This window comes from Mesorhizobium sp. M0136 (assembly GCF_040322515.1).
Lineage (GTDB): Bacteria > Pseudomonadota > Alphaproteobacteria > Rhizobiales > Rhizobiaceae > Mesorhizobium.
On sequence record NZ_JAMYTP010000030.1, the window covers coordinates 22790 to 38419 of the forward strand.

General features: G+C 62.8%; 14 protein-coding genes. 5 read left to right on the forward strand and 9 right to left on the reverse strand.

Going from position 1 to position 15630, the window contains the following annotated elements:
- Positions 1–52: 52 nt before the first annotated feature.
- From rpmG to NKJ35_RS27070, 8 genes are all read right to left on the reverse strand, one after another.
- On the reverse strand, positions 53–220 hold the full coding sequence (rpmG, locus tag NKJ35_RS27035; RefSeq protein ID WP_006201775.1) for a 50S ribosomal protein L33: 168 nt from the start codon (positions 218–220) through the stop codon (positions 53–55).
- A 119-nt stretch (positions 221–339) separates the two neighbouring features.
- On the reverse strand, positions 340–795 hold the full coding sequence (locus tag NKJ35_RS27040) for a YqfO family protein (RefSeq protein WP_352650484.1): 456 nt from the start codon (positions 793–795) through the stop codon (positions 340–342).
- Positions 796–905: 110 nt separating this feature from the next.
- Positions 906–2081, reverse strand: coding sequence for an MFS transporter (locus NKJ35_RS27045; protein ID WP_352508826.1), 1176 nt, complete (start codon positions 2079–2081; stop codon positions 906–908).
- A 16-nt stretch (positions 2082–2097) separates the two neighbouring features.
- Positions 2098–2832 carry an NUDIX hydrolase gene (locus tag NKJ35_RS27050; protein ID WP_352650486.1) on the reverse strand — a complete coding sequence of 245 codons (735 nt, stop codon included), beginning with the start codon at positions 2830–2832 and terminating at the stop codon, positions 2098–2100.
- Positions 2833–2904: 72 nt separating this feature from the next.
- Complete coding sequence (locus NKJ35_RS27055) at positions 2905–3357, reverse strand: DUF983 domain-containing protein (protein WP_352650487.1); 453 nt, start codon at positions 3355–3357, stop codon at positions 2905–2907.
- Positions 3357–5663 (reverse strand): ribonuclease R, encoded by a 2307-nt coding sequence (gene rnr, locus NKJ35_RS27060; RefSeq protein WP_502904676.1) that lies wholly within the window; start codon positions 5661–5663, stop codon positions 3357–3359. Before rnr ends, NKJ35_RS27055 begins: the two co-directional genes overlap by 1 nt.
- A 6-nt stretch (positions 5664–5669) precedes the next feature.
- Entirely contained in the window at positions 5670–8285 is a 2616-nt protein-coding gene (gene topA / locus NKJ35_RS27065) for a type I DNA topoisomerase (RefSeq protein WP_352479024.1), read from the reverse strand.
- Between the two features lie 446 nt (positions 8286–8731).
- Positions 8732–9109, reverse strand: a complete 378-nt coding sequence (locus tag NKJ35_RS27070) for a COG4315 family predicted lipoprotein (RefSeq protein ID WP_352650489.1) — start codon at positions 9107–9109, stop codon at positions 8732–8734.
- 207 nt (positions 9110–9316) lie between these two features.
- On the opposite strand from NKJ35_RS27070, the gene NKJ35_RS27075 reads away from it, so the two are divergent.
- Positions 9317–10063, forward strand: a complete 747-nt coding sequence (locus tag NKJ35_RS27075) for a cytochrome c biogenesis CcdA family protein (RefSeq protein WP_352479022.1) — start codon at positions 9317–9319, stop codon at positions 10061–10063.
- Positions 10064–10086: 23 nt separating this feature from the next.
- Here the strand turns inward: NKJ35_RS27075 and NKJ35_RS27080 are convergent, their stop codons facing one another.
- On the reverse strand, positions 10087–10920 hold the full coding sequence (locus tag NKJ35_RS27080; protein ID WP_352650517.1) for an SDR family oxidoreductase: 834 nt from the start codon (positions 10918–10920) through the stop codon (positions 10087–10089).
- Between NKJ35_RS27080 and NKJ35_RS27085 the strand changes: the two genes are divergently transcribed.
- From NKJ35_RS27085 to glmS, 4 genes are all read left to right on the forward strand, one after another.
- Positions 10906–11040: a hypothetical protein gene (locus tag NKJ35_RS27085; protein WP_352650519.1), complete on the forward strand. Its 135-nt coding sequence runs from the start codon at positions 10906–10908 to the stop codon at positions 11038–11040. The genes NKJ35_RS27080 and NKJ35_RS27085 overlap by 15 nt on opposite strands.
- Positions 11041–11109: 69 nt before the next feature.
- Positions 11110–12057 (forward strand): AraC family transcriptional regulator, encoded by a 948-nt coding sequence (locus NKJ35_RS27090; protein ID WP_352650491.1) that lies wholly within the window; start codon positions 11110–11112, stop codon positions 12055–12057.
- Positions 12058–12187: 130 nt separating this feature from the next.
- Positions 12188–13549, forward strand: a complete 1362-nt coding sequence (glmU, locus tag NKJ35_RS27095; protein WP_352650493.1) for a bifunctional UDP-N-acetylglucosamine diphosphorylase/glucosamine-1-phosphate N-acetyltransferase GlmU — start codon at positions 12188–12190, stop codon at positions 13547–13549.
- Between the two features lie 235 nt (positions 13550–13784).
- A complete protein-coding gene (glmS, locus tag NKJ35_RS27100) occupies positions 13785–15608 on the forward strand; it encodes a glutamine--fructose-6-phosphate transaminase (isomerizing) (protein WP_352650494.1) in 1824 nt (607 codons plus the stop codon).
- Positions 15609–15630 lie beyond the last annotated feature (22 nt).

Consider the following 15630-nt stretch of genomic DNA (forward strand, 5'->3'; position numbering starts at 1 on the left):
ACGAAAAACGCCGCCCGGAAGGCGGCGTTTCAGTACTGCGAGAGAAACCCGATTACTTAATCTTGGTTTCCTTGAATTCGACGTGCTTCTTGGCGACCGGGTCGTATTTGCGGAACGACAGCTTGTCCGTCTTGGTGCGGCTGTTCTTGCTGGTCACGTAGAAGAAACCGGTGTCGGCGGTCGACAGAAGCTTGATCTTGATGTTTGCGGCTTTGGCCATGATGTTCGTCCGTTAATGTTCGTGGAGTTTTGGCCGCTGGAGCACGGGAAACACCCGGACGCGGGAAACTTGCCGCGACACATAAAGAACGCGCCCGGAAAGTCAACCCTTGTCCAGGCTCATGCGTCTTCCGTGACTGGCAACACCTTCTTCCAATCGCCCGTCGTGTTCCACCAGCGGTTCGGGTTGGCGCGGTCGTCGAGACCCTTGGAGCGGCTGGCAAGCAGTGGCTGAATGCGGATCACCGGCTCCTGATAGCTGTGAACCTGGTAAATCGCTTCGACGACGCGAGCGGCGAGCTTCTGATCATCGGGCAGTTCGAACGACACCTCGACAGTCCCAGGCCGCCTGCGCAATTCCGTCTCGGCGCCGGCGGCGGCACCTTCAAGCGGCCGGTAGCGTTCGATGCCGTCCGCCGACTGAAAGGCATTGCTGTCATATTTGCCCATTCTGAGCGGCGCGATCGCGACCACCGCTTCCATGATGCGATCGACATCAGCTGCCGGTGCCTGAAAGGTCACCAGCAGCAGCAATTCCATCCGCAGCGATTTCGTTTCAAAGCCACTATCGATCATCCGAGGTCTCCCTACTTATACACTTTGGGGGAGCATATACTCGAGCTCTCCTGACATGGTTATGTCAGTAGTTGGTCAGCAGTGGGAGCGATGTCGGAAGCTGGACCGACTCAGAGGATTTTGCGGAGCAGCCTGGTGCCGACCAGCACGATATAGCAGGCGAAGAACAGGCCGAGCGCCCAACCGAAGCCCGACGGCCCGAAAGCGTCCATGCCGATGCCGATTGCCTGCGGGCCAAGCACCATGCCGACGCCGTAGCAGAGCACGAAGGCGGCGTTGGCGGAGGCCAATTCATGGCCGGAAAGCTGCGAGCCGAGATGCGCCAGGCCGATTGTGTACATGGCAGCGACCACACCGCCCCAGACGAACAGAAGCGCTGCCATCATATGCCAGTTCTGCGCGAAGAACGGCATGAAGATTGTGCCGGCAAGCCCGACGGTGGCACAAGCCATCAGCAAATAGCGGCGGTCGCTGACGCGGTCGCTGATCATGCCGATCGGGATCTGCAACAGCACGTTGCCGAGGCCGATCATGGTGAGCAAAAGGGCTGCGTCCGCCTCTGAGTAGCCGATGCGGCTACCATAGACGGGGAACAGCGCAAAGCCGCCGGTCTCGACCGCGCCGAACACCAGCACGGCGGCGGTCGCCGTCGGCACCAGCCAGATATAACGCAGGAAATTGCTGGTTTCGCCGTCCGAGACGATCGTCGGGCTCTCGTTGCGTGCCGCCAGAACCGGTATGGCAGCCAGCGTAACCAGTGCGATGGTGACGCCGAAAGGGAGGAAACCGCTGCTGCCAAGGTGGGCGAACAGCCAAGGCCCGGCGGCAAAGCCGAGAGACAGCACGGTGGCATAGATGCCGAGGACCAGTCCGCGCCGGTGTGGCGGCGCCGAGGTGCTGATCCAGAATTCCGACAGGATGAACAGCACCGTCAGCGCGATATGCAGCAGGACCCGCAGCGGAAACCACATCCAGAAAGCTGGCGCGAAATGGAAACCGACAAAGGCCAGCGCTCCGGCCGCAATCATGGCAAGCATTGTCCAGGCGACCCCGAACCGCATGGCAAGCGGAGTGGCGAGCGGTGCCCCGGCGATCGAGGCGAGGCCGGCGACCGCGGTGTTAAGGCCGATCATCGACGCGGAGTGGCCGCGCGTTTCAAGGATCACGCTGAGCAGCGGCATGCCGAGCCCGATGGCAATGCCGACGACGCTGATCGACGAGATCGCCGCGACCATCGGCAGCCAGTGTACGCGTTCCTTGCCCTGCGGCTGGATGTCGACTGTCATGGAATGCCTGGCTGCTCTAGAGAATTTCGCGGACGAAGCGATTGCGGACAAGCCGGTAGAACGGCACGCGACCGCCGGGGCTCAGCAGCGGATCCTGGGCGAGCCGGGTTTCCAGTTCCTCCAGGACCGTGCGCGTGATGTCTGGGATATCTGCTTGCCTGGCCTTGGCCAGCGGCAGCCAAACGACGTCCTCCAATTCGTTGGTCGGACCGCCATCCGGCAGTTCCACGGCGACATCGTCGCGCCATGCGGCGAGAAAGCGCGTATCGAACCGGCGCACCCGGTTGGGCGGGGTGATGGCGCGTGCGACGAAGCGCAGCGCTTGCAGTGATGGGATGACGCCGTGCTCGACAAAGCCCTGCCAGTCGCGCTTGGCGGTTGCGAAGACCCCTTTTTGGCCGATCAGCAGGCCGGCCTCCTCATAGGTTTCGCGGATTGCCGACAGGGCAATGGCGCGGGCGCGGGCCGGGCTGGTGCGGCCGATGCCAGCGGTCAATCTCGCTTCTTCGTCGGGATGAAGTGCGGTGGCTGTCGGGATGTGGCTGTCGGCCGGATCGGTGCGGCCGCCCGGAAACACGAATTTTCCCGGCATGAAGGCATGACGGGCGTGGCGGCGGCCCATCAGCACCAGGATCTCGTCGCCCTTGCCGTCGAGCAGGACCAGCGTCGCGGCGTCGCGCGGGCGTATAGGCTTGGCGTCGAGCGCGACCCGCTCAACCTTGTCGACTTCCGCCTTGGTCACAACGTCCATGCGCTCGACCTAGCGGAATCTTCTCCGATGCGAAAGTGGCGTCCAGCCATGCCGATTGCGCCAGCCTCGGTTTCAAGCCTCGGGATGCGACTCGATCAGATCTTCGTCACCGCCAAAGCCGTGCATGTAAAACGCCCATTGCAAGCCGATGACAGCGCCCTTGACTGGCTGCAGCAGGACGACGGCGAGAATGATGGTCAATGGCACCCAGATGGCGATGTGCTGCCAGGTCGACAGCGTCGAGGTCGCCTCGACACCCATGAAAGCGCCAAGCACGATGTGGCCGACAATGACCACCACAAGATAGGCCGGCAGGTCGTCGGCGCGATGATGGTGGAGCTCCTCGCCGCAATGATCGCATTTGTCGACGGTCTTGACGAAGGCGCGAAACAGCTTGCCCTCCCCACAATGCGGGCAGCGGCCGAGCATGCCGCGCTTCATTGCCGTCCATAGTGGCCGGGCGGTCCGGCCCGAGTGATGTTCGCCACCGAAAACCCGTTTTTCCACCTGCAGTTCTGTTGGCATTACCGTCTCCTGCCGCGCGAACCTGGGCGCGATTGCGACGCCCGGGCGCGGCCTTTGGCCTTGTGGAACGACCGTTTGGAGCCGGGCAGCGGCTTTGGCTCGGTCAGCATCTCGAAACGCATCGCGCCGGCCATCGGCGCCACCTCGATCAGGCGAACCTCGACGCGATCAGCAAGCTGGTAGCCCTTGCCGGTGCGTTCTCCGAAAAGCGATCGAGCAGTTTCGTCGTATATATGGTAGTCGCCGCCCAGGGTTGAAACCGGAATGAAGCCATCCGCGCCATACTGCGGCAATTGGACAAACAGGCCCGATTTGGTGACGCCCGAGATACGGGCGTCGAAACGGTCGTCGATGCGCTCGGCGAGATAGGCGGCGATCAACCGGTCGACCGTGTCGCGCTCGGCGGCCATTGCGCGCCGCTCGGTCGCCGAAATCAGCGCCGAGACCTCTTCCAGCCGTTCCGCCTCGTCCTGCGTCAGGCCGCCCGGACCAAGGCCGAGTGCGGCAATCAGCCCGCGATGCACGATCAGGTCGGCATAGCGGCGGATCGGCGAGGTGAAATGCGCATAGCGCTTAAGATTGAGGCCGAAATGGCCGATATTGGCAGGCGAATATTCGGCCTGGCTTTGCGAGCGCAGCACCACTTCGTTGACCAGTCCCTCATTGTCGGCGCCGCGCACACGAGCGAGGATGCCGTTGAACTGGTTCGGCCGCATCTGCGCGCCGCGCGCCAACGACAGGCCGAGCGTCTGCAGGAATTCACGCAGCGATTCCTGCTTGGCAAGCGAAGGCGCATCGTGGATGCGGTAGACCAGCGCCTGCCGCTTCGCCTCGAGTGTCTCGGCGGCGGCGACATTGGCCTGGATCATGAACTCTTCGATCAGCTTGTGCGCGTCGAGCCGCTCCGGCACGACGACCTTGTCGACGGTGCCGTCCTGCTTGAGTAGGATCTTGCGCTCGGGCAGATCGAGTTCAAGCGGCTGGCGCGTGTCGCGGCCGCGCTTCAGGATCCCGTAGGCGTCCCATAGCGGCTTCAGCACCGAATCGAGGATCGGGCCAGTCGTGTCGTCCGGTGCGCCGTCGATCGCCGCTTGCGCCTGCTGATAGGCGAGTTTCGCCGCCGACTTCATCATGACGCGATGGAACGAGTGTCTGAGTTTGTGGCCATCGGCCGAGAAAGTCATCCGCACCGCTATCGACGGGCGATCCTGGCCCTCGCGCAGTGAACAGAGGTCGTTCGAGATGCGCTCCGGCAGCATCGGCACGACGCGGTCGGGGAAATAGACCGAATTGCCGCGCTTCAGCGCTTCGCGATCGAGCGCCGTGCCATAGCGCACGTATGCAGCGACATCGGCAATGGCGACGGTGACAACCACGCCGCCGGCGTTCTTCTCGTCGGTGTCGGGCATGGCGAACACCGCGTCATCATGATCCTTGGCGTCGGCCGGATCGATGGTGAGCAGCGGCAGCTCGCGCCAATCCTCGCGGCCGGCAAGCGTCGCCGGCTTGACCGCCTCCGCCTCGGCGATGACGTCGGCGGGAAAAATATGCGGAATGTCATGTGCGTGAATGGCGATCATCGAGACCGCCTTTTCGCTGGTCAGCGAGCCCAACACCGCCAGAACCTTGGCTCTCGGCAGCCCGTAGCGGGAGGCCCGCGCCGGCTCGACCTCGACCAGGTCGCCGTTCTTGGCGCCGTTCTGGAATTCTTTGTCGACGACCAGCTCCGGTTGGCGCCTTTCCACCGGCTCGATGCGGAACGTGCCGTCCTTCAGCACGCGAAAAACGCCGAGAACCGCATCGGTGCGCTTCTCGAATATCTTCACAACCCGGCCGGTATAGGCGGGGCCCGCCGGGTCGTCGGTCGGGAAGGTCTTGGCCAGCACGCGGTCACCGATACCAGGCGTCGGCCCATTGCCGCCGCGCGACACGCGGATCGCTATGACCGGAGGTTCGCCATTGCCGATCGCTTCGGTCGGGTGCGCCAGCAGCACACCGTCGGCGTCACGGCCGAAGATGTCGAGCACCGCGACGTGGGGCAGGGCGCCGACACGGGCGAGCCGCTTGCGCTCCTTGGTCAGCAGGCCTTCATCCTGCAGGTCGCGCAAGACGTCCTTCAGCCAGATACGGTCTTCGCCGCGTAGCGCAAACGCCTTGGCGATGTCGCGTTTTCCGGCGCGGTCCGGATTTTCGGCGATGTAACGCAGTATCTCGTCGCGTGACGGCCGGTAATTGTCCCTGACCTTGGCGCGGGTATCGGCGGTGCGCAGATCGCCGTGGCTTCTTCCGGAGACTTTGCGCGCCAACCCGTCCTATCCCTTTTTCCTGGCCGCCGGTTTTTTGGCTGCAGCCGGTTTCTTGGCAGGCGCGGCCGCTTTGCGGAAGGGCTTCCTGGCGCCATTGCCGCCCTTGGCTTCCTTTTCCGCAATGAGCGCCACGGCATCGTCGATCGTCACCGATTGCGGATCCTTGCCCTTCGGCAGCGTCGCATTGACCTTGCCGAAATTCACATAAGGCCCGTATTTGCCGTCGCGCACGACGATCTTGCCGCCTCCGGCAGGATGCTCGCCAAGTTCCTTGAGCGCAGCGGCTGTGCCGCCATTGCGGCCGCCTTTGCCCTTCAATTGCTTCTCGGCGATCACCGAGACGGCGCGGTTGAGGCCGATCGAGAACACGTCCTCGATGCTGTCGAGATTGGCGTAGGTGCCGTCATGCAGCACGAACGGCCCGTAGCGCCCCAGCCCTGCCGAAATCATCTTGCCGGATTCCGGATGCTTGCCGACGTCGCGCGGCAGCGACAACAAGGCGAGCGCCTTTTCATGATCGATCGAATCGGCAGTCCAGCCCTTGGGCAGGCTGGAGCGCTTGGCATCCTTACCGTCGCCGCGCTGGACATAGGGGCCGAACCGGCCATTGCGCAGCGTGATCTCCTCGGCGGTATAGGGGTCCTTGCCGAGCAATTTGGTGCCGTCTTCGCCACCGCCGTTCTCGCCATTGGGATTGGCGGCGTCGCCAAGCTGGCGGGTAAAGGAGCATTCGGGATAGTTCGAACAGCCGACGAAGGCGCCGAACTTGCCGAGCTTCAACGACAGGTTGCCGGTGCCGCATTTCGGACAGATGCGCGGGTTCGAACCGTCTTCGCGCGCGGGAAACACCAGCGGCGCCAGTTCCTCGTTCAACGCATCGAGGACGTCGGTGACCCGCAGCTCCTTGATGTCGGCGACGGCGCCGGAAAAATCCTTCCAGAAGTCGCGCAGCACGTCCTTCCAGGCGAGCTTGCCGTCGGAGATTTCATCGAGTTTCTCCTCGAGCGATGCGGTGAAATCGTACTCGACATAACGCTCGAAGAAGCTTTCGAGGAAGGCTGACAATAGCCGGCCCTTGGCCTGTGGCACCAGCTTGCGCCTGTCGATGGCGACGTAATCGCGATCCTCGAGCGTCTTCAGGATCGCCGTATAAGTCGACGGCCGGCCGATGCCCAGCTCTTCCAGCTTCTTGATCAGCGAAGCTTCCGAATAACGCGGCGGCGGCTCGGTGGTGTGCTGGGTGGCGTTGATCGCCTCGCGTGTGAGCTGCTCGCCGGCACGGATCTCGGGCAGGCGGCGGCTTTCCTCGTCTTCCGAATCTTCTTCCTTTTGCTCGATGTAGGCAGCAAGGAAGCCGTCGAAACGAACAACGGAGCCGACAGCACGAAGCTCGGCGGTACGCGAACCGTTGATGGCCTCGATCTCGACCGTGGTGCGCTCTATCTCGGCCGGCTGCATCTGGCTGGCGATGGCGCGTTTCCAGATCATCTCGTAAAGCCGCGCTTGGTCGGCGTCGAGATACTGCCTGACGGAAGCCGGCGTGCGCATGAAATCGGTCGGACGGATCGCTTCGTGCGCCTCCTGGGCATTCTTGGCCTTGGCGGAATAGTAGCGCGCCTTTTCAGGCAGGTATTTGGCACCGAATTCCTTGGTGATCGCATCGCGTGCGGCAGAGATCGCCTCCGGTGCCATCTGCACGCCGTCGGTCCGCATATAGGTGATCAGGCCGGTGGTCTCACCGCCGATCTCCATGCCCTCATAGAGCCGCTGCGCCACCTGCATGGTGCGGTTGGCCGAAAAGCCGAGACCCGACGAGGCTGCCTGCTGCAGCGTCGAAGTGGTGAAGGGCGGCCCGGGATTGCGCTTGGTCGGCTTGGCTTCGACCGACGCCGCCTTGAAGCTGGCGCCTTCGAGCATCGCCTTGATGTCGTCGGCCTGCACCTTGTTGGAAATGTCGAGCTTTTGCAGCTTCTTGCGCTCGAAGGTGGTCAGCCGCGCCTCGAAATTTTCCTTGCGCGGCGTGCCGAGAATGGCGGCGACCTGCCAGTATTCCTCGCGGACGAAGCGCTCGATCTCGGATTCGCGGTCGCAGACCAGACGCAGCGCCACCGACTGGACACGGCCGGCGGACCGGGCGCCGGGCAGCTTGCGCCACAGCACGGGCGACAGCGTGAAGCCGACCAAATAGTCGAGCGCACGGCGGGCGAGATAGGCATCGACCAGCGGCGCATCGATCTGGCGCGGATTGGCCATCGCCTCCAGCACCGACGCCTTGGTAATGGCGTTGAAGACGACGCGGCTGACCGGCTTGTCCTTCAACGCGCGCTTTTGCTTCAGCACTTCCAGGACATGCCAGGAGATCGCTTCGCCCTCGCGGTCCGGATCGGTGGCGAGGATCAGCCCGTCGGCGTCCTTGACCGCCTTGGCGATATCGGCGAGACGCTTTCCAGACGCGGTGTCGACGGCCCAGGACATGGCAAAGTCCTCATCCGGACGCACCGAGCCATCCTTGGCCGGCAGATCGCGGACATGGCCGAACGAAGCCAGAACCTTGTAGTTCTTGCCGAGGTACTTGTTGATTGTCTTCGCCTTGGCCGGCGATTCGACGACGACGACGTCCATACGGTCTCATATCAGTTGTGATGCGGCAGAAGAATTCCGCTGCGCGCGACGAAATCTCGTTCAATGTGTCGCTCACATGGCCGCGCTTTTGCATCCGGTCAAGGCCAAGCAGTCAAAATGCGGCCCTGCACCGAATGCGCAACCCAGCGGCGCGCCATGCGATTTCCGCAATCCTGGACAAGGGAAATGAGCAGCCTATCGCTGGACAAACCCGGCAATTGATCCTGGAGAACGGGACAAACTCTCCCGCGGATATAAGAGAAACATCGAGCACGCGCCAGCCCCGCTTGAACAGATGCTGTGAAGCGCGCAATCGGTAGCCCGGCATTTGCCCGGATAGTTGCAAGGAACTGGCGTGCTGAAAAGTTGGCCGCCGGGGCGGTTGGGTCAAGCTCCTAGCGACCAGCCGTGTTACCGCCTGTTACAGCGGATCAGAAGCTCAAGGCTTAGTCGGCCTTGGCGATATGCCAGGCGCCGCCGACACCCTCGCCGGTGACGTCGCCGGCCTTCTTGTCCTTGATGAACGTGTAGAGCGGCTTGCCTTCGTAGGCCCACATCCTGGTGCCGTCGGTGCGGTCGACGATCGTCCATTCGCCCTCGGCCTTGGCGTTGGCGTCAGCCTTCAGCGGCGGCCAATTGGCGGCGCATTTGTCGTAACAGTTCGCCTTGCCGGCCTCGTCCTTGTCGTAGGTGTAGAGCGTCATGCCGCTGGCGTCGGTGTAGATCTTGGTGCCGCCGACCTCCGCTTCCTTCCACGCCTCGGCGGCGAAGGATCCGGCAGTGCCGAGCAAAAGCGCCGCCATGCCAATTGCGATTGTTTTCATGGACCTCTCCCTGAATGTTCGAAAAGCGCGCGGAACCGCGGCTTCTTCTGGTCAACGCTGCCCGGCTGCCCTTTCTTCCCGCACTGTTTTCCATTGATCCAGGCGACGGCGTCGACTTGCTACCCAATGTGATGGGGGCCACGCGATGGTGATTGGCGGACGGACGTTGTCGCGGCTATATGGCTGTGCAGTCATCTGGAGACGGAAATGGCGTTGGACGTCGGCTATGTCAGTGCGATCGGGGCGGGAGCAATTTCGTTCCTGTCCCCCTGCGTGCTGCCACTGGTGCCGCCTTACCTGTGCTATATGGCCGGCGTGTCCGTCGACGATTTCCGCGGCGAGGCCGGCATTACGGCAAAGGCCGGTGCGCGAGGCGCGCTGGTTAATTCCTCCATCGCCTTCGTGCTCGGCTTCTCGACCGTCTTCGTCGCGCTCGGCGCTGGCGCCTCGACCATCGGCCATTTGTTACGGGTCTGGCAGGAGCCGCTGGCAATGGCGGCCGGTGTGCTGATCATCCTGATGGGGCTGAATTTCCTCGGCGTACTGCGTATCCCTTTGCTTTCACGCGAGGCGCGCTTCCAGTCACAAGGCAAGCCGGCCAGCCTGATCGCCGCTTACGTCATGGGCTTGGCCTTCGCCTTTGGCTGGACGCCCTGTATCGGCCCGGTGCTGGGGCCGATCCTGACGCTCGCCGGCGGTCGCGAGACGGTGGGCGAGGGCGCGCTGCTGCTTGCCGCCTACTCGCTCGGCCTCGGTATCCCGTTCCTGATCGCTGCGCTGTTTTCCGGCGCCTTCATGCGCTTTCTCTCGAAATTCCGCGTCCATCTCGGCCGCGTCGAAAAAGCCATCGGCGCGCTGTTGGTGGTCGCCGGCGTGTTTTTCCTGACCGGCGGCGTGCAGACGATGTCATATTGGCTGCTCGAGAATTTTCCGGTGCTGGGGCAATTGGGCTAGGTTTGCCGCCCGACGTGGTCTGTTCAGCCTTCGAAATAGCCCGGCTGGTCGATATCAGCGATCAGCCCAGGTCCGCTCGGCTGCCACCCCAGCAGCGCCTGGGTCCGTTCGCTTGAGGTCGGGACATCCATCGCCGCGAACATCGCGAACCAGCCAAAATGATCGGCGGCTTCTTCGGCGGACTTGGCGAGGACCGGCACGTTCAGGCGCCGGCCGATCACGCCGGCGATGTCCTTGAACGGCACGCCTTCTTCGGCGATCGCGTGATATCGCGCGCCACCGGCTCCATGCTCGAGCGCAAGGCGGTAGACGCGGGCGGCATCGAACCGATGCACGGCAGGCCAGCGATTGAGCCCTTCGCCGATATAGGCCGACACGCCCTTCTTGCGAGCGAGGTCGATGAGAATAGGAACAAAGGCGTGGTCGCCCTGGCCATGGACCGACGGAGGAAGGCGGACAACCGATGCGCGCACCCCGCGTGCCGCCAGCGCGGCGGCTGTCGCTTCGGAGGCGCGGGGATATGAAGCGGAAGAGGGGACAGGCGCATCTTCCTCGGTCGCGATACGGCCCCGCGCCTGGAGCGCGGTCCCCGAGGTGACGAGCAGGAGGCGCTCGGAGCCTTCGAGTGCTCCGCCCATCACCTCGATGGCACGCCGGTCCATCTCGCAGTTTTGCGCGAACTTCGAGAAGTCATGGTTGAACCCGGTGTGGATAACCGCATCGGCGGCTGCCGCGCCCCTGCGCAGGCTCTCCACGTCTTCGAGGTCGCCTCGATGCATCTCGGCTCCAGTGGCGGCGAGCGACTTGGCCGATGCCTCCGAGCGGGCGAGGCCGAGCACCTGATGGCCGGCGCCGATGAGTTCTTGAACGACGGCAGAACCGACGAATCCGGTCGCTCCGGTAACGAAAACACGCATCACGACTTGTCCTTGTTCGTTTCTGACCACGACCATTTTCGCGGCCCGGTGACGTCGTGATAGCCGCTTGAGGAAATACGATCTATGCGGTAAAGTCCGTATTATCTTCGCAATCGTCCGGAATGACACGTGGAACCTCTTTCAGATGTGCTCTCGCTGCTGAAGCCGCGAAACTATATGTCGGCCGGCTTCGATGCAGGTGGTGAATGGTCGATCCAGTTCCCCGACCAGCAGCAAAGCATCAAGACCGGAGCGGTGGTCTCCGGCCGGTGCTGGCTGTCAGTAGAGGGCGTTGCCGACGCAGTGCGCCTTGAGACGGGGGACTGCTTCCTGTTGCCGAGTGGGCGGCCTTTCCGCCTTGCAAGCGACATGAGTTTGTCGCCTGTTGAAGCCATCAAGATTTTTCCGCCTGCGCGAGCCGGCGGTGTCGTGACGCACAATGGCGGTGGTGATTTCTTTCTGGTCAGCAGCCGCTTCGCGCTTGGCGGCAATCATGCCGGCATCCTGTTGCGGATGCTGCCAGCCATTGTGCATATCCGCAAAGAGTCGGACAAGTCGGCGCTGCGCTGGTCAGTGGAGCGGATGATGCAGGAGCTGCGCGAGCCACAACCGGGCGGCTTTCTGGTGATCCAGCACCTCGCCCACATGATGCTGGTTCAGGCGCTGCGGCTGCATCTTTCGGAAGGATTGAAAGGCGGCATCGGCTGGCTCTTTGCCCTCGCGGACAAACAGATCGGCGCGGCGATCAGCGCCATGCACGACGATCCGGCGCATGGCTGGACGTTACAGGAATTGGCGGAACGGGCCGGCATGTCGCGATCGACCTTTGCGCTCAGATTCAAGGAGACGGTCGGCGCGTCGCCGATGGACTATTTGACGCGCTGGCGAATGCTGCTGGCCGGGGATCGGCTGACGAATTCCAGCGATCCTGTCGCCGTCATCGCGCTGTCGCTCGGCTACGAATCCGAAAGCGCCTTCAGCACAGCCTTCAAGCGGGTCATGAACTGTTCGCCACGGCAATACGGCCGTGGCCGAGCCCCCAGCTTCGCATCACGCAACGAGGCGGAAGCCGCCTGAGCCGATCGGCCTGAGCGTGCCGCGGGTTGGAGGTTCCACCGTCTCACCGGAATTTAACCGCATTGGTGCAGCATGGCGCCGGTGCTACTAACGCTGCGATTCCAGACCCCTTTCAACGGTTGCTGTCCCCATGAGCCAGAGATCTTGCCTGTCCATCATCCTCGCCGCCGGCGAAGGCACGCGCATGAAGAGTGCGGTGCCGAAAGTGCTGCACACAATCGCCGGCCTGCCAATGGTTGCCCATGTCGTCAAGGCCGCCGAAGCCGCCGGCAGCGGCGATCTGGCGCTGGTGATCGGCCATGGCGCCGATGACATGCGCAAGGCCGCACTCAAGTTTGCGCCCAAGGCCGAAGCTTTCGTCCAGGAGAAACGTCTCGGCACCGCGCACGCCGTGCTTGCCGCACGCGCAGCAATATCAAAAGGTTATGACGACATCCTGGTGATGTTTGGCGACACGCCGTTGATCGATCCGGAAGCGCTCGCGGCGGCGCGGCTGAAGCTGGCCGAAGGTGCGGCCGTCGTCGTGGTCGGCTTCCGTACGGAAAATCCTTCGGGCTATGGCCGGCTTATCGAAAAGGCCGGCAAGCTCGTGGCCATCCGCGAGGAGAAGGACTGCTCGGACGAGGAGAAGAAAATCACCTTCTGCAATGGCGGGCTGATGGCGGTCGCCGGCAGGCACGCGCTGAAGTTGCTCGATCAAGTCGGCAGCAAGAACGCTAAGGGTGAGTATTATCTCACCGACATCGTCGAGATCGCCGCTGCGCAGGGACTTGATGTCGTAGCCACCGAAGCCAGTTTCGAGAATGCGCTCGGCATCAACAACCGTGCCGAGCTTGCCCAGGCGGAAGGTATCTGGCAGGCGCGTCGACGGCAGGAAGCGATGCTTTCCGGGGTGACACTGGTTGCGCCCGAAACCGTGTTCTTCTCGCACGACACCGAGATCGGCGCCGACACGATTGTCGAGCCCAATGTTTGGTTCGGCCCAGGCGTGAAAATCGCGACCGGCGCCAAGATCCATGCCTTCAGCCATATCGAAGGCGCCACCATCGCGTCGAATTGCGATGTTGGGCCGTTCGCGCGGCTGCGGCCCGGGGCCGATCTGAGAAACAAGGCCAAGGTCGGCAATTTCTGCGAAGTGAAGCAGGCGATCGTCGAGGAGGGCGCCAAGGTCAACCACCTGACCTATATCGGCGATGCTCGCATCGGTGCCGGCGCCAATATCGGCGCCGGCACCATCACGTGCAATTATGACGGTTATTCGAAATTCTTCACCGATATCGGCGAGGGTGCCTTCATCGGCTCGAACTCCTCGCTGGTGGCACCGGTGTCGATCGGCAAGGGCGGCTACATCGCCTCGGGCAGCATCATTACCGAAAGCGTACCCGACGATGCGCTGGCCTTCGGCCGCGCCCGTCAGCGGACTCTACCCGGCAAGGGCAAGGAGTTGCGCGAACGGTTTGCTTCGGCCGCGGCGGCCCGGAAAAAAGTGTAGGCGCGACGAGCGGGATCATGTCTTTGACTGATTTCTGGAGCCGTTGGGCCGAAATAGGATACAGAAGCGGAGAAACTGAGCAATTGCAGTAACCGGATTGCAAGTGCGCCCTGTCATGGTGCATCTGTGCAGGACAGTCCGGCTGATACCGGACAAAATGGAATGTGATTTTTCGCGACAGCCCGGCAGTCTCTAAATAGCGCCGGGTTTGAGGTCGGAATCGGGGGCAAGCGCGATGTGCGGTATCGTTGGAATTGTCGGTAACTCGCCGGTCGCGCCGCTTATCGTCGATGCGTTGAAAAGGCTCGAATATCGCGGCTATGACTCGGCCGGCGTCGCCACGATCGAGCACGGCAGGCTTGACCGCCGCCGCGCCGAGGGCAAGCTGGTCAATCTCGAGCGCCGGCTGAAGGACGAACCGCTCGACGGCATGATCGGCATCGGCCACACGCGCTGGGCCACGCATGGCGTTCCGAACGAGAGCAATGCCCATCCGCATTTTTCCGACGGCGTCGCCATCGTCCATAACGGCATCATCGAGAATTTCGCCGAATTGCGCGACGAGCTGATGCGCGACGGCTACAGCTTCGCCTCACAGACCGATACCGAAGTCGTCGCGCACCTGGTGGCGCGCGAACTGGCCAGGGGGCTGAAGCCGGTCGAGGCGGCGCATAAGGCGCTGAAGCGGCTGGAAGGCGCCTTTGCGCTCGCCATCATGTTCAAGGGCGACGAGGATTTGATCGTCGGCGCGCGCAATGGCCCGCCGCTCGCCGTCGGTCACGGCGACGGCCAGATGTTCCTTGGCTCCGACGCCATCGCGCTTGCCCCGTTCACCAATTCGATCACCTATCTGGAAGACGGCGACTGGGCGGTAGTGCGCCGCAACGAGGTCGATATTTTCGACATGGGCGGCAACAAGGTCGACCGCAAACGCCAACAGTCCCTCAGCACGAGCTTCATGGTCGACAAAGGCAACCGCCGCCATTTCATGGAAAAGGAAATCCATGAGCAGCCGGAAGTGATCTCGCACACGCTGGCGCATTATGTCGATTTCGTCGGGGGCATCTCGAAGCCGCTCGCTCTGCCGTTCGATTTCGCCAAGATCGACCGGCTGGCGATTTCGGCCTGCGGCACCGCCTATCTCGCCGGGCTGATCAGCAAATACTGGTTCGAGCGCTATGCGCGGCTGCCGGTCGACATCGATGTCGCTTCGGAGTTCCGCTACCGCGAGATGCCGCTGTCGAAGAACGATGCCGCTTTCTTCATCTCGCAATCGGGTGAGACCGCCGACACGCTGGCATCGCTGCGCTACTGCCGCAAGGCTGGCATGAAGATCGGCGCGGTCGTCAATGTGCGTGAATCGACCATGGCGCGCGAATCCGACGTCATCCTGCCGACATTGGCCGGCCCGGAGATCGGCGTCGCCTCGACCAAGGCGTTCACCTGCCAACTTTCCGTGCTGGCCTCGCTGGCGGTGCGGGCCGGCGTGGCGCGCGGAACGATTTCGCATGAGCACGAGAAAACGCTGATACGCGAACTGTCGGAAGCGCCGCGTTATGCCAACCAGGTGCTAAAGCTCGACGGGCAGATCGAAAAGATCGCGCGCGACCTCTCGCACTACAAGAATGTGCTTTATCTCGGCCGGGACACCAATTTTCCGCTGGCCATGGAAGGTGCGCTGAAGCTCAAGGAGATCTCCTATATCCATGCCGAAGGCTATGCTGCCGGCGAGCTGAAACACGGCCCGATCGCGCTGATCGACGAGAACATGCCCGTCATCGTCATCGCCCCGCATGACCGCATCTTCGAAAAGACAGTGTCGAACATGCAGGAGGTGGCGGCGCGCGGCGGCAAGATCATCCTGATCACTGACGGCAAGGGCGCGGCGCACGCTACGGTGAAGACGATGGAGACGATCGTTTTGCCGGACGTGCCGGAAATCATCTCGCCGATCATCTACGCGCTGCCGATCCAGATGCTCGCCTACTTCACCGCCGTGTTCATGGGTACGGACGTCGACCAGCCTCGCAACCTGGCGAAATCGGTAACGGTGGAATAGGTCTCGTTTAAAAACTTCGCCA

What these genes read in the sequence shown, in the direction of transcription:
- rpmG (WP_006201775.1), bottom strand. Translation starts at nt 220, where the DNA reads ATGGCCAAAGCCGCAAACATCAAGATCAAGCTTCTGTCGACCGCCGAC.
- NKJ35_RS27040 (WP_352650484.1), bottom strand. Translation starts at nt 795, where the DNA reads ATGATCGATAGTGGCTTTGAAACGAAATCGCTGCGGATGGAATTGCTG.
- NKJ35_RS27045 (WP_352508826.1), bottom strand. Translation starts at nt 2,081, where the DNA reads ATGACAGTCGACATCCAGCCGCAGGGCAAGGAACGCGTACACTGGCTG.
- NKJ35_RS27050 (WP_352650486.1), bottom strand. Translation starts at nt 2,832, where the DNA reads ATGGACGTTGTGACCAAGGCGGAAGTCGACAAGGTTGAGCGGGTCGCG.
- NKJ35_RS27055 (WP_352650487.1), bottom strand. Translation starts at nt 3,357, where the DNA reads ATGCCAACAGAACTGCAGGTGGAAAAACGGGTTTTCGGTGGCGAACAT.
- topA (WP_352479024.1), bottom strand. Translation starts at nt 8,285, where the DNA reads ATGGACGTCGTCGTCGTCGAATCGCCGGCCAAGGCGAAGACAATCAAC.
- NKJ35_RS27070 (WP_352650489.1), bottom strand. Translation starts at nt 9,109, where the DNA reads ATGAAAACAATCGCAATTGGCATGGCGGCGCTTTTGCTCGGCACTGCC.
- NKJ35_RS27075 (WP_352479022.1), top strand. Translation starts at nt 9,317, where the DNA reads ATGGCGTTGGACGTCGGCTATGTCAGTGCGATCGGGGCGGGAGCAATT.
- NKJ35_RS27085 (WP_352650519.1), top strand. Translation starts at nt 10,906, where the DNA reads ATGGCCGGCGCCGATGAGTTCTTGAACGACGGCAGAACCGACGAATCC.
- glmU (WP_352650493.1), top strand. Translation starts at nt 12,188, where the DNA reads ATGAGCCAGAGATCTTGCCTGTCCATCATCCTCGCCGCCGGCGAAGGC.
- glmS (WP_352650494.1), top strand. Translation starts at nt 13,785, where the DNA reads ATGTGCGGTATCGTTGGAATTGTCGGTAACTCGCCGGTCGCGCCGCTT.